The organism is Actinoplanes sp. NPDC051513 (genome assembly GCF_044454685.1).
GTDB lineage: Bacteria > Actinomycetota > Actinomycetes > Mycobacteriales > Micromonosporaceae > Actinoplanes.
Genome location: NZ_JBITDW010000019.1, coordinates 139,598 through 152,671 on the forward strand (window position 1 = coordinate 139,598; position 13,074 = coordinate 152,671).

At 72.6% G+C, this 13,074-nt stretch carries 10 protein-coding genes; 9 read left to right on the plus strand and 1 reads right to left on the minus strand.

The genetic code is table 11. The features are described from left to right. Positions 1 to 179: 179 nt before the first annotated feature. The 9 genes from ACIA5D_RS38850 to ACIA5D_RS38890 all read left to right on the plus strand — a co-directional run bounded on the left by ACIA5D_RS38850 (position 180) and on the right by ACIA5D_RS38890 (position 11,816). A complete protein-coding gene (locus tag ACIA5D_RS38850; protein WP_396035502.1) occupies positions 180 to 581 on the plus strand; it encodes an SAV_6107 family HEPN domain-containing protein in 402 nt (133 codons plus the stop codon). A 565-nt stretch (positions 582 to 1,146) separates the two neighbouring features. Then, positions 1,147 to 2,184 (plus strand): hypothetical protein, encoded by a 1,038-nt coding sequence (locus ACIA5D_RS38855; protein ID WP_396035504.1) that lies wholly within the window; start codon positions 1,147 to 1,149, stop codon positions 2,182 to 2,184. Between the two features lie 13 nt (positions 2,185 to 2,197). Beyond that, entirely contained in the window at positions 2,198 to 4,123 is a 1,926-nt protein-coding gene (locus tag ACIA5D_RS38860) for a DNA polymerase Y family protein (protein ID WP_396035485.1), read from the plus strand. A gap of 33 nt (positions 4,124 to 4,156) precedes the next feature. Then, positions 4,157 to 7,552 (plus strand): error-prone DNA polymerase, encoded by a 3,396-nt coding sequence (locus ACIA5D_RS38865; protein WP_396035505.1) that lies wholly within the window; start codon positions 4,157 to 4,159, stop codon positions 7,550 to 7,552. A gap of 50 nt (positions 7,553 to 7,602) precedes the next feature. Further along, positions 7,603 to 8,013 (plus strand): SSI family serine proteinase inhibitor, encoded by a 411-nt coding sequence (locus ACIA5D_RS38870; RefSeq protein ID WP_396035486.1) that lies wholly within the window; start codon positions 7,603 to 7,605, stop codon positions 8,011 to 8,013. Between the two features lie 56 nt (positions 8,014 to 8,069). Continuing rightward, complete coding sequence (locus ACIA5D_RS38875; protein ID WP_396035487.1) at positions 8,070 to 8,816, plus strand: methyltransferase domain-containing protein; 747 nt, start codon at positions 8,070 to 8,072, stop codon at positions 8,814 to 8,816. Continuing rightward, positions 8,813 to 9,985 (plus strand): alkaline phosphatase family protein, encoded by a 1,173-nt coding sequence (locus ACIA5D_RS38880; protein ID WP_396035488.1) that lies wholly within the window; start codon positions 8,813 to 8,815, stop codon positions 9,983 to 9,985. Before ACIA5D_RS38875 ends, ACIA5D_RS38880 begins: the two co-directional genes overlap by 4 nt. A gap of 48 nt (positions 9,986 to 10,033) precedes the next feature. Next, complete coding sequence (gene dinB / locus ACIA5D_RS38885; protein ID WP_396035489.1) at positions 10,034 to 11,329, plus strand: DNA polymerase IV; 1,296 nt, start codon at positions 10,034 to 10,036, stop codon at positions 11,327 to 11,329. Between the two features lie 100 nt (positions 11,330 to 11,429). Next, positions 11,430 to 11,816, plus strand: coding sequence for a DUF3040 domain-containing protein (locus ACIA5D_RS38890; protein ID WP_396035490.1), 387 nt, complete (start codon positions 11,430 to 11,432; stop codon positions 11,814 to 11,816). An 824-nt stretch (positions 11,817 to 12,640) separates the two neighbouring features. Here ACIA5D_RS38890 and ACIA5D_RS38895 read toward each other — a convergent pair. Further along, positions 12,641 to 12,940: an antibiotic biosynthesis monooxygenase gene (locus ACIA5D_RS38895; RefSeq protein WP_396035506.1), complete on the minus strand. Its 300-nt coding sequence runs from the start codon at positions 12,938 to 12,940 to the stop codon at positions 12,641 to 12,643. Positions 12,941 to 13,074: the final 134 nt, after the last annotated feature.

Here is a 13,074-nt window from a genome sequence, read left to right on the forward strand (position 1 = left end):
TTCGACACGGCGACCGGTCGAGACAGCGATCGGTTCGACACCACAGCACGTCGGATGCGACACGCGAGGAGACACGACCTATGGCGAGCAACACGGCGCCGGCCCTCCTACGGGCTCCCGGCTTGGCGCACGCGCCGACAGCGGCCGTCCAGGCGGAGGCGCCCACGGTCCCGGCGCACATGCTGCCGCACCGCACTCCCGCCCAGCTGCTGGTCATAGCCAGGCAGGGCCTCGCCGAGGCGGCGCTGACCCGCCCCGACGGCCTGCGCTACGCGGCGGCCCACCTGGCCGCTCTGCGAGCCGCCGCCGCTGTGCTGGCCGCGCGGGCCCGCCCGGCCGCGCCCACCCGCCGCAGCCGGGTGACAAGCGTCTGGTCCCTGCTGGTCCTGGTGGCCCCCGAGTTCGCCGACTGGGCAAGCTACTTCGCCCTGGGCGCCACCAAGCGAGCCGCGGCCGAGGCCGGCATCCCGCGCGTCGTGAGCCCTCGGGAAGCCGACGACCTCTTGAGAGCAGCCGAGCAGTTCGTCACGGTGGTCGAGTCGTCCTTGGGCGTGGCCTACCAGCCTCCGCTGGCCGCCTGATCCAGAAGCTCACCGTGCGCTCGGCCGCTGCCATCGGCGACGGCGTAACGGCTGCCTGATCGACGGCGTAACGGCTGCCTGATCGACGGCGCAGCGGCTGCCTGATCGACGGCGCAGCGGCTGCCTGATCGACGGCGTAATGGCTGCCTGACCGCCCGCGGCTTGACTGTCTGGCCCGTGGCCGGGCTGCCTGGCCGCTTGACCCGCGGCCTGACCGTCTGGCCTGGCCTTGCGGCCCGGCTGCCTGACCCGCCGGACCCTGGGCCTCGCGGCCTGGCCGCCTGGCCTCGCGGCCCGGCGGCCTGACCCGCCGAACCCCTGACCTCGCGGCCTGACCGCCTGACCTCGCGGCCGGCCGCCTAGCTCGCGGCCCGACCGCCCTGGCCCGGCCGCCTGGCCCGGCCGCAGCGGACGCGCGGCGGGTAGAGCCATCCCTCTTTCCGGCGGCCCAGAGCATTCGTCTTGGGTTGGGCCGCCGGGATTGGCTTGACGGTGGCGCGCGGTTCGTCCGAGTTCGGGCGAATTTGGTAAGCACGGCAACACGGCAACACGGAGCGGGGCAATGATGGCGGGACGCATGATCAGCGGTGCGGCCGCCCTTGCGGAGCTGGTGCGGGCGGCGGGGGAGACGGCCGAGCCGGGTGTGCATCGGATGCTTCCGGTGGCGCCCGGGCTGAGTGGGCTGCTGCCCGGGCGCGGCCTGCGGCGGGGCAGCACCGTCGCGGTCGCCACCGGGCGGGCGGCGCCGGCCAGCGGCGGGACGTCGCTGCTGCTCGCGTTGCTGTCGGAGGCCTCGCGGACCGGATCCTGGTGCGCCGTCGTCGGGGTGCCCGCGCTGGGCGCCGTGGCCGCGGCCGAGAGCGGCATCGCCCTGGACCGGCTGGCGCTGGTACCCAACCCCGGACCCGAGTGGGCCACCGTGGTGGCGGCCCTGATCGACGGCGTCGACGTGGTGGTCGCCGCCGTTCCGGGCAGCGTCTCCCCGGCGATCGCCGGCCGCCTGGTGGCCCGGGCCCGTCAGCGCGGCTGCGTGCTGGTCCCGTTCGGCCATTGGGACGGCGCCGACGTCACTCTCCAGGTGACCGCGGGCCGCTGGGAGGGCCTGGGCGCCGGTCGCGGACGCCTGCGCCGCCGTGAGGTGACCGTCCTGGCCCGGGGCCGGGGCGCCGCCGCCCGCCCCAAGGAGCTGACCATGTGGATGCCGGGGGTCACGGTCCGCCCGCCCACGCTCCCACCCACCACCGGATCCACTCCACCCGTCACTTCGGACAACCCATCCGAACGCCCGTCCCCGGCTCCCGCCGTTCCTCCCCGGCAGCACTCGGGAGCAACTGCCCGCTCGGCCACGGTGCGCTCCGTCTCGCGGTTGCGTTCCGCTCCGCCGTCGCCCCCGGCTTCGATGATGTCGCCTCCAGCCTTGACCGCGCCGCCTCCGGCCTTGACCGCGCCGCCTCCGGCCTTGACCGCGCCGCCTCCGGCCTTGACCGCGCCGCCTCCGGCCTTGACCGCGCCGCCTCCGGCCTCGATGGAGTCGGCCCCCGCCTCGATGGCGTCGGCCCCCGCCTCGATGGCGTCGCCTCCTGCCTCGATGGCGGTGGTGTGACGTGGGCGGGGAGGTGCGGACGCTTCTTGTCTGGTGCCCGGACTGGGCCGTGGTGGCGGCCGAGATCGTGGATGGGGTGGACGGTTCGGGGCCCGTTGTCGTGCTGCGGGAGAACCGGGTGGTGGCCTGCTCGGAGGCGGCGCGCCAGGAAGGCGTACGGCAAGGGCTGCGTCGCCGGGAGGCGCAGAGCCGGTGTCCGCGGCTTGTTGTCGTCGAGGATGACCCGGGGCGGGATGCCCGGGCGTTCGAGCCCGTCGTCGCCGCCGTCGAAGAGGTCGCCGTGGGGGTGGAGGTGATCCGGCCGGGGGCCTGTGCGCTTGCGGCGCGGGGGCCCGCGCGGTATTTCGGCGGGGAAGAGGCCGCGGCCGAGCGGATCGTGGAGCAGATCGCGGAAGCATGCGCGGTGGAGAGCCAGGTGGGGATCGCCGACGGGGTGTTCGCGGCGGGGCTGGCGGCGCGGGACGGGCGGGTGGTGGCGCCCGGGGAGACCGCGGCCTTCCTCGCCGGGATGCCGATCGACGCGCTGGAGCGGCGCGAGCTGGTCGACCTGCTCAAGCGGCTGGGAGTCAAGACGCTGGGAGGCTTCGCGGGACTGCCGGCGGGGGACGTGCTGAGCCGGTTCGGGTTCGACGGGGCGCTCGCGCATCGGCTCGCCTCGGGGCGAGATCATCGGCCGCTCGCGGTGCGGCAGCCGCCGCCCGACCTGGACGTCGCCGGCACCTACGACGAGCCGCTCGCACGGGTGGACGTGGCGGCGTTCGCGGGCAAGGTGCTGGCCGAGCGCCTCCACGAGAAGCTCGCGGCGCACGGGCTGGCCTGCACCCGGCTCGGCATCGAGGCGGTCACCGCGGACGGGCAGGAGCTCCATCGCGTGTGGCGGCACGACGGCACGCTGACCGCGGCGGCGATCGCCGAGCGGGTCCGCTGGCAGCTGGACGGCTGGCTCACCGGCGCCCGGCGCGGGACGGCCACCCGGCCCACCGCGGGCCTGGTGCGTCTGCGGCTCATCCCGGACGGCGTGCTCGTCCATCTTGGACTTCAGCCGGGCCTCTGGGGCGACGCCGGCGCCGATCGCGAGCGGGCCCACCGTGCCTTCAGCCGGGTGCAGGGCTTGCTCGGGCCGGAAGCGCTGGTCACGCCGGTCCTCGGCGGCGGACGCTCCGCCGACGACCAGATCCGCCTGGTCCCGTGGGGCGACGAGCGCGAGGTCGCGCGCCCGGCGGCCGCCCACACCGAGCCGGTCCCGGAGATCAGCACGGTCCCCCTGCTCGCCCACTCGGAGGCCCCGGTTCTCTCGCTGCAACTGTTTCTGCCCACGGCAGAGGAATCCGCGGACGAGGAGCCCACAGAGGACACTGATCCGCGAACGCCGACCGAAGGAGCCGAGGTGATCCAGCTGGAATCCCGCCGGGCGGCCCGGGCCGCGGGCGCGCCGAAGGAGCAGCTCGAGCCCGCGAAAGCCAGGCTGAGGGTGGTCGAGCCGGCTCCGGAAACAACAGCCGAGCCGGCTCCGGAGACAACGGCCGAGCCGACGGACGGCGTGACGGTGGTGACGGTGCCGGCCGGACGGCACCGGGGTGGCGGCCGTCGCGTCCCCGCGCTGGTGGCGCTGCCCCCATGGCCGGGGCGCCTGCCCAAGCCGGCCCCCGCCGTGGTCCCCCTGCAGCCGCTGGGCGCGGTGGTGCTCGACGACACCGGCACCCCCGTCGGGGTCAGCGCCCGCCTCGAGCTGACCGGCGATCCCGCCTCCCTGATCGTCGAGCGCGGCAACCCGATCACGGTCACCGGCTGGGCCGGCCCCTGGCCGCTGGACGAGCGCTGGTGGGCCGACGAAGAGAGCCGCCGCCGGGCCCGTTTCCAGGTGGTTCTCGACGACGGCCGGGCCCTCCTGCTCTCCCTGGTCGGCGGCCACTGGGCGGTGGAGGCCATATATGACTGAGCGGACATGTATGACTGAGCGAGGGCAATGAAGATGGGCTTCAACAACCCGAAGAAGCCCTGGTCCGAGCTCGAGGCCGCGCTGACCGGCCGCCCCGTCAGACCGCCCAGGGGCGAGGGGGTCCGCCAGATCGGCGAAGACAAGCAAAAGCCGTACGCGGTGGATCCTCTCGCCATCGACGCCGACGGCGGCGATTCCCCGGTCTGGAGCCGGAAGCGCCAGCCCTATCAGGCGCCGCCGCTCATCAAGAGCAAAGAGAAGACCGTCCCGTACGCGGAGCTGCACTGCCACACCAACTTCAGCTTCCTCGACGGCGCCAGCCACCCGGAAGAGCTGGCCGAGGAAGCCGCCCGCCTGGGCCTCACCGGGCTGGCCGTCACCGACCACGACGGCTTCTACGGCGTGGTCCGCTTCTCCGAGGCGGCCCGCGACCTCGAACTGCCCACGATCTTCGGGGCGGAGCTCTCGCTGGGCCTGACCAAGCCGCAGAACGGCGAGCCCGATCCCGAGGGGCAACATCTGCTGGTGCTGGCCAAGGACGCGGCCGGCTACGCCGCGCTGGGCAGCCTGATCGGCGAGGGTCAGCTGGCCGGGGGCGAGAAGGGCAAGCCCGCATACGGCGGCGTAGAAAAGATCGCCGGACACCTGAGAGACCACGTCATGGTGCTGACCGGCTGCCGCAAGGGCCTGGTACCGCACGCGCTCGCCACCGGCGGTGTCGATGACGCCGCCCGGGAGCTCGATCGTTTGATCGAGCTCTTCGGGCGGGAGCACGTCGTGGTCGAGCTGACCGACCACGGCGACCCCTACGACGGCGACCGCAACGACGTGCTCCACGAGCTGGCGCGGCTCAAAAGGCTGCAGACGGTCGCCACCAACAACGTGCACTACGCGATCCCGGCCCGCCGCCGGCTCGCCACCGCGGTCGCCGCCGTGCGGGCCCGGCGCAGCCTCGACGAGCTGGACGGCTGGCTGCCCGCCGCCGGCACAGCGCATCTGCGCAGCGGCGCCGAGATGAGCCGCCGCTTCGCCGCCTACCCGGGCGCCGTGGAACGCGCCGCCGAGCTGGGTCTCGTGCTCGCGTTCGACCTGCAACTGGTGGCGCCGCAGCTGCCCGCGTTCCCGATTCCCGAGACGGGCTACACCGAGATGGGCTGGCTGCGTGAGCTGGCCCTGCGCGGCGCCCAGGCCCGCTACGGCCTGCCCGAGGAGGTGCCTGAGGTCTACGTGAAGCTCGAGTACGAGCTCGCGATGATCGAGGAACTCGATTTCCCGGGCTACTTCCTGGTGGTCTACGACATCGTCAAGTTCTGCAAGGACAACGACATCTACTGCCAGGGGCGGGGCTCGGCGGCGAACTCGATCGTCTGCTACGCGCTCGGCATCACCAATGTGGACGCCTTCGAGTACGACCTGGTCTTCGAGCGGTTCCTGGCGCCGGAGCGGGACGGCCCGCCCGACATCGACGTCGACATCGAGTCGGACCGCCGCGAGGAGGTCATCCAGCACGTCTACATCAAGCACGGCCGCCGGCACACCGCACAGGTCGCCAACGTCATCTCGTATCGCCCGCGTTCGGCCGTACGCGATATCGCCAAAGCTTTTGGTTTTTCACCCGGCCAGCAGGATGCGTGGAGCAAACAGATCGACCGCTGGGGCGACGTCGCCACCGTGGACATCGACGACATTCCCGAGCAGGTGGTGTCGTTCGCGAACGAGTTGCAGACCTTCCCGCGTCACCTCGGCATCCACTCCGGAGGGATGGTGATCTGCGACCGGCCGGTGAGCGAGGTGTGCCCGGTCGAGTGGGGACGGATGCCGGGCCGCACGGTCCTGCAGTGGGACAAGGACGACTGCGCCGCGATCAACCTGGTCAAGTTCGACCTGCTGGGCCTGGGCATGCTGTCGGCGCTGCACTACGCGTTCGACATGATCGACAGCAAGCTCGACTTCGGCGACATCCGCCCGTCCGATCCCGAGGTCTACGAGATGTTGTGCCAGGCCGACTCGGTCGGGGTGTTCCAGGTGGAGAGCCGCGCGCAGATGGCGACCCTGCCCCGGCTCAAGCCGCGCGAGTTCTACGACCTGGTGGTCGAGGTGGCGCTGATCCGGCCCGGCCCGATCCAGGGCGGCTCGGTGCACCCCTACATCCGGCGCAAGAACGGCATCGAGAAATGGACGATGCCGCACCCGACGATGGCCCGGGCGCTGGAGAAGACGCTGGGCGTGCCGCTCTTCCAGGAGCAGCTGATGCAGCTCGCCATGGACTCGGCCGGCTTCAGCCCGCTCGAGGCCGACAAGCTGCGCCGGGCCATGGGCTCGAAGCGCTCGGTGAAAAAGATGGAGGAGATGCGCGAGCGCCTCTACCAGGGCATGGCCGCGAACGGCATCTCCGGCGAGCTCGCCGACGACCTGTACATCAAGCTGTGCGCGTTCGCGAACTACGGCTTCCCGGAGAGCCACGCGATCAGCTTCGCGTACCTGGTCTATGTCAGCGCCTGGCTCAAGCGCTACTACCCGGCCGCGTTCTGCGCGGCGCTGCTGAACGCGCAGCCGATGGGCTTCTACTCGCCGCAGACGCTGGTCGACGACGCGCGGCGGCACGGCGTGGAGGTGCGGCGTCCCGACATCAACCTCAGCGACGCGGCGGCCACGCTGGAGACAACGCCGGAGACCCGGCGAAAAAGCGAGGAGAAGGAGCCTTCGCACGCTTGGGGGCTGGGTGGGCCGGCCGTCCGGCAGGGGCTTTCGAGCATTCGTACGGTGGGGGAGGAGCTCGCCAAGGCGATCGAGGAAGAACGTCGCGCCCATGGGCCGTATCGCAGCATGACGGACCTGTCACGACGTACGGGATGCACCACCACCCACCTGGAGGCCCTCGCCACGGCCGATGCCTTCGCGGGGTTCGGCCTCTCGCGCCGTGAGGCGCTCTGGGCGGCGGGCGCGGCCGCGCAAGACAAACCAGACAAGTTGCCGGGCACGGTGAGCGGGGCCGACGCGCCGATGCTGCCCGGGATGAGCGAGGTGGACAAGCTGGTCGCGGACGTGTGGGCGACCGGTCTCTCGCCCGAGGCGCACCCGGCGCAGTTCATCCGGGCCGAGCTCGACCGGGTGGGCGCGTTGCGGATCTCGCAGCTCGGCCGGGTCGAGGCCGGGACCCGCATCCGGGTCGGCGGGATCGTCACCCACCGGCAGCGGCCGGCGACCGCGGGCGGGGTGACGTTCGTGAACCTCGAGGACGAGACCGGGATGCTGAACGTGACCTGCTCGCCGGGGCTGTGGCAGCGGTACCGGCGGGTCGCGAAGACCAGCACGGCGCTGATCGTGCGGGGGCGGCTGGAGAAGGCGGAAGGCGTGCTCAACCTGGTGGCGGATCGGCTGGAGGCGGCAACGGCGCCAGTCACCCCGGCATCCCGCGATTTCCGGTAACGGTATCATCCGGATTTATCGGTTTTATTCCGCTACGTCGGGAGAGCGCGATGATCCGTACGATGATGGGCCTTGCCGCGGCAGCCACCGTGATCCTCACCGCGGGGCCGGCGACCGCCGCCACGCCCGATCCGGGGTACGCCGGCGGCGGCCGGGTGAAGCCGGGCGCGAGTCTCACGATGAAATACGCGGGAGACGCCGGCCCCGCGAAATCGGTCGAGCTCGAATGCGACCCGCCCGGCGGAAGCCATCCGAAGGCCGCCGAGGCGTGCGCCGCGCTGGCGGCCGCGGGCGGGAATCCGTTCGCGATCGAGCCCGCCCACCACGCCTGCTTCCTCGTCTATTCACCGGTCACGGTCGAGGTCAGCGGCACGTGGCACGGCCGGCACATCGACTGGCAGTTCAGCTACGGCAACAGCTGCGAGATGGAGCGGGCGCTGGGGGTGATCGTCGACTTCTGACCGCTCCGGATGAGCCGGTCCCGAGAAGAGCGGTGCCGGGCCGATACGCTGGCCGCGTGGACACCGCATCGACGCGAACTGAGCGGCCGATTGTCAGCGCGCGCACGGCCGCCGTGTGGGCCGTGCTCCGACGGGAGCTCGACCGGCACGCCGGTCGGAAGCTCACGGTCGTGGACGTCGGCGGCGGCACCGGTGGGTTCGCCGTGCCGCTCGCGCAGTCGGGACACACCGTCACCGTCGTCGATGCGAGCCCCGACGCGCTCGCGGCGCTCACCCGGCGGGCCGCCGACGCGGGCGTGGCCGAGCGGGTGCGGGCCGTGCAGGGCGACGGCGACGCGCTCGCGGGCCTCGTCGAGCCGGCGAGCGTCGACCTGATCCTCTGCCACGCGGTGCTCGAGGTGGTCGACCAGCCCTCCGACGTGGTTTCGGCGGTCGCGGCGGCGCTGCGGCCCGGGGGCGCGGTCAGCGTGCTGGTGGCCGGCCGGGCCGCGGCGATCCTCGGGCGGGCCATCAACGGGCACCTGCGGTCGGCGTCCGCGCTGGTCAGCGATCCGGAGGGCCGCGCGGGCGCGCGCGACACGCTGCGCCGCCGCTACGACGTGGCGAGCGCCGCCGAACTGTTGCGCTCGGCGGGTCTCGAGGTGGAGCAGACCCATGGCGTACGCGTATTGGCCGATCTCCTTCCCGCCGCGGTGATCGAGGAAGATCCGCAGGCGCTGCTCGACCTCGAGTTGGAACTGTCCTCCCGCCCGCCGTTCCGTGACATCGCCTCCCAGCTGCACCTGTTTGCGCGGCGGCCGTGATCACGGAGGTCCCGCCCGATCATCTGCGCGCCGATGCGCTGGCGCCGGTGACGCCCGCATACGGCAGCGGGAGCCTGGCCGACCTGCTGCCGAGCGTGTGCGCGGTGCTCGGGGTGCCGGGTTCGGTCGATGTGCTGGGGCTGGGGCCGTCTCTGGATGGGGTCGACCGCGTCGCGGTGCTGCTGGTGGACGGGCTCGGGACCTACCAGGTGCCCGTGGCCACGCCGTACGCGCCGATCTTGAAAGATCTCGCGGCGGGAAGCCGCAGCTTGACCACGGGTTTTCCGTCGACGACGCCGGTGAGCCTGGTGACCGTGGGCACGGGTGTGGTGCCGGGCGCGCACGGGGTGCTGGGGTTCACGACGCGGCGGCCGGACGGGCGGATCCTCAACCACATCCACTGGGGTGATGATCCGGATCCGCGGGTGTGGCAGCCGGTGCCTACTCGTTTTGAGGGTGTCGTGGCGGCCGGGCTGGGCGCGACCGTGGTGAATCGTCCCGAATTCGAGGGAAGCGGACTCAGCGTCTCGGCCAATCGGGGCGCGATCTACGTCGGCGCCTCGAACGGTGCTGAGCTGGCGGCCGGAATGTTGGGGGCGCTGGCGGCCGGGCCGGGGCTGGTCTACGGCTATCACCCGGATGTGGACAAGGCCGGGCATGAGGACGGGGTCGACTCGCCGAGCTGGCGAGACGCGGCGGCCGGGGTGGGCGCGCTTCTCGATCGGCTGGTGTCGGGGTTGCCTCCCCGATCCGCTCTGCTGGTCGTGGCCGACCACGGGCAGCTGAACGTTCCGGCCGACGGCCGTTTCGACATGGCCGACATTTCCGACTTGTCGAGCGGGGTGGCGGGGGTCGCGGGGGAGCCGCGAGTTCGCTACCTCTATCCGGCGGCCGGGGCTCGCGACGACGTTCTCGCCGCTTGGCGGGGTGTTTTCGGCCCGCAGGCATGGGTGCTGGAGCGCGAGGAGGCGATCTCGCGCGGCCTGTTCGGCCCGGTGGCTCCTTCGCACCTCGACCGCATCGGCGAGATCGTCGTCATCTGCCTCGATCGTGTGGTGGCGCTCGCGACCGGGTGGGAGCCGCCGGTGGTCGGTGAGTTGATCGCCTACCACGGATCGCTGACCGCCGCCGAAATGACCGTTCCTCTCCTGATTGCCACCCGAACCTGATTTGTCCGTTTCTGATTTTTGTCAGAGGGTCGGACTAGGGTCGCTGACGTGGGACGTAGCCAGGTGGTGCCTCGGGGGCGCGACCCGCGTTTCGGGCCTGATGCCGACGACGCGGGGTGCACGATCCTGCACGTCGACATGGATGCGTTCTTCGCGTCCGTCGCTGTCCGCACCGATCCTTCGCTGCGCGGAAAGCCCGTGGTCGTCGGCGGTGTCGGGCCGCGGGGCGTGGTGAGCTCGGCCAGCTATGAGGCGCGGCGGTTCGGCGTGCGCAGCGCCATGCCGACGGCGCGGGCCCGGGTGCTGTGCCCGCGGGCGATCTTCCTGCCGCCCGACGGGCCGGCGATCTCGGCGGCGTCCCAGTCGGTCATGGCGATCTTCCGCGACGTGACGCCACTGGTCGAGCCGCTCTCCTCCGACGAGGCGTTTCTCGACGTCGCGGGGGCGCAGCGGCTGCTCGGCCGCCCGGCCGAGATCGCGCGGCAGATCCGCGAGCGCATGCTCGCCGAGCAGCAACTGACCTGCTCGGTGGGGGTGGCGCCGACGAAGTTCGTGGCCAAGCTCGGCTCGACCCGGGCCAAACCCGACGGCATGGTCGTGGTCCCGGCCGGTCTCGTGCTCGAGTTCCTGCATCCGCTGCCGGTCGACGCGCTCTGGGGCGTGGGGGAGCGGGCCGCCGAGACGCTGCGCCGGCTCGGGCTGACGACCGTGGGCGAGCTGGCGCGGGCGCCGTACGGCATGTTGCGGCGGGCCGTGGGCGAGGCGGCCGCGGCGCACCTGCACGAGCTCTCCTGGGGCCGCGACCCGCGCAAGGTCAGCCCCGAGCGCGAGGAGAAGTCGCTCGGCGCCGAGATGACCTTCGACGTCGACGTGACCGACCGCGAACTGCTGCGGCGGAGCCTGCTCGCGCTCTCCGAGAAGACCGGCGCCCGGCTGCGGGCGAGCGGCCAGGTGGGCCGCACGGTGGCGATCAAGGTCCGGCTCGCCGACTTCCGCACCGTCAATCGATCCCGTACGGTGCCGGCGAGCACCGATGTGGCACGAGAGATATTCGAGATCTCGTGGGCTCTGTTCGAGGCGCTGGGCCCGGCCGACCAGATTCGGCTCATCGGCGTACGGGTCGAGGGGCTCACCTCCGCGGCCACCACATCGCGGCAGCTCAGCCTCGGCGAGCCCGAGCGTGGGTGGCGCGAGGCCGAGGCCGCAGCCGACGCGATCGCCGCCCGATTCGGCCGCGCGAGCGTCGGCCCAGCCAGTCTTTTGGGACGAAGTGATCTCCGGCGGACCGAAAATCACCCGCAGCGGACGGTCGTCCCGCTTTCCGAGCCGCCAACCCCCTCGTAGACTTGCTCGGTAAGGCAGCCGACGGCTGTCCCGCGCCACCTACCTTGTTTCACCCCGACCCCGACTTCGGGATCGGGATATGCGCCCGGGGAGGAATGCCGTGCCGCTCTCGGAGCACGAGCAGCGGCTGTTCGATCAGATCGAGCGGTCGCTTGCCGAGGACCCCAAGTTCGCCTCGGCTGTGCGGGCCAGCGACCCGCGTTTCCACGCACGGCGCCGGCTCCTCGTCGCCGCCTTCGTGATCCTTGTTGGTCTTGCCCTCGTCGTCCTCGGCACGGTGAGCAGCAATACGCCGCTCGGCGTGGCCGGTTTCGTGGTGATGCTCGGCTCGGCCGCCTTCGCGATGCAGTCCCGTCGCAAGGGCAACGCCCCGGACCTCCACGCCGTCGGCGGCACGGCGAGCCGTCGCACGCGCCAGACGCGCAAGGCAGGCTTCATGGATCGGCTGGAGGACCGTTGGCGTCAGCGCCCGGAAGGACACCGCTGACCCAGCGCGCTCGCCGGCGAGCGCGCACAACCTGAACACGCTGGCGCTCACGCCCAGCGACAAGCAGATGGCGGCCCACGGCCGCCATCGCCGTTTCTCGATGCGCGGCTGGCGGCTGCGCTTCTCCTAAGGCACCAGGCCTCGGTGGCGGGGTGCGTCGCTGCGGGCGCGTGCGCGGCGAGGCGCGCGAGAACGCGGCGCTCGTGGGCGCGCGGGGCGCGTGTGGGCGCGGGCGCGCGGCACTTGCGGGGCGCGCGGCACTTGCGGGCGCGCGGCACTTGCGGGGCGCGCGGCACTTGCGGGGCGCGCGGCACTTGCGGGGCGCGCGGCACTTGCGGGGCGCGCGGCACTTGCGGGACGCGCGGCACTTGCGGGACGCGCGGCACTTGCGGGACGCGCGGCACTTGCGGGACGCGCGGCACTTGCGGGACGCACGGCACTTGCGGGGGCCCGCCGCAGTGCGGCGCGCGGCATTTCCGGGGGGTGCGGCAGTTGCAGGGCGCGCGGCACTTGCAGGGCGCGCGGCACTTGCAGGGCGCGCGGCACTTGCAGGGCGCGCGGCACTTGCAGGGCGCGCGGCACTTGCAGGGCGCGGCCGGCGCGCGGGCGGGAGCGCGGCATTTCCGGCAGCGGCGTGCGTGGCGTCGGCGCGGGTCAGCGTGCGGGTGCGCAGGCTCGTGCGAGCGCGTGCGGCGGTGGGTGCGAGCGCGTGCGGCGGTGGGTGCGAGCGCGTGCGGCGGTGGGTGCGAGCGCGTGCGGCGGTGGGTGCGAGCGCGTGCGGCGGCGTGCGGGCGTGGGTGCGCGGGCATGCGGTGGGAGTTAGGTCATGGAGCCGGCCAGGCGTCGAGGACCTCGGCGTGGCGCAGGCCGCCCGACTTGGCTATGTGGGACAGCCAGGCCGCGCACTCGGGGATCGTGATGATCTCGCGGGCGGACTGTTCGGCGTCGGCGTGGGTGCGCCACAGGATGATGTCGAGCCAGGTGCCGTCTTCCTCCTTTGTCAGGTACGCCGCCAGGCACCCCGGGAAACGGGAGCGCAGGGCGGCGAGCATCGCCGGGCGGTCGGCGACCATTTGAGCTTCGGCGCCCTCGCGGACGGTGAAACGGGCGAACTCCATAACCATCGTCACGCGAGGGAGACTAGACGCCGCCTACGACATTTTTGGCTCTTGTGATCGGTGTGTGGGTGGGTTTGCGGTCATCGGTCGGGTAGTTCGGGTCGGTGGCCGCCGAGGGTGAGCATGGCCAGGGCGATGAT

Bases quoted from the DNA above. Each gene is read 5' to 3' on its own strand.
- ACIA5D_RS38850 (WP_396035502.1), top strand. From the start codon at position 180: ATGCTGCCGCACCGCACTCCCGCCCAGCTGCTGGTCATAGCCAGGCAG.
- ACIA5D_RS38855 (WP_396035504.1), top strand. From the start codon at position 1,147: ATGGCGGGACGCATGATCAGCGGTGCGGCCGCCCTTGCGGAGCTGGTG.
- ACIA5D_RS38865 (WP_396035505.1), top strand. From the start codon at position 4,157: ATGGGCTTCAACAACCCGAAGAAGCCCTGGTCCGAGCTCGAGGCCGCG.
- ACIA5D_RS38870 (WP_396035486.1), top strand. From the start codon at position 7,603: ATGATCCGTACGATGATGGGCCTTGCCGCGGCAGCCACCGTGATCCTC.
- ACIA5D_RS38895 (WP_396035506.1), bottom strand. From the start codon at position 12,940: ATGGTTATGGAGTTCGCCCGTTTCACCGTCCGCGAGGGCGCCGAAGCT.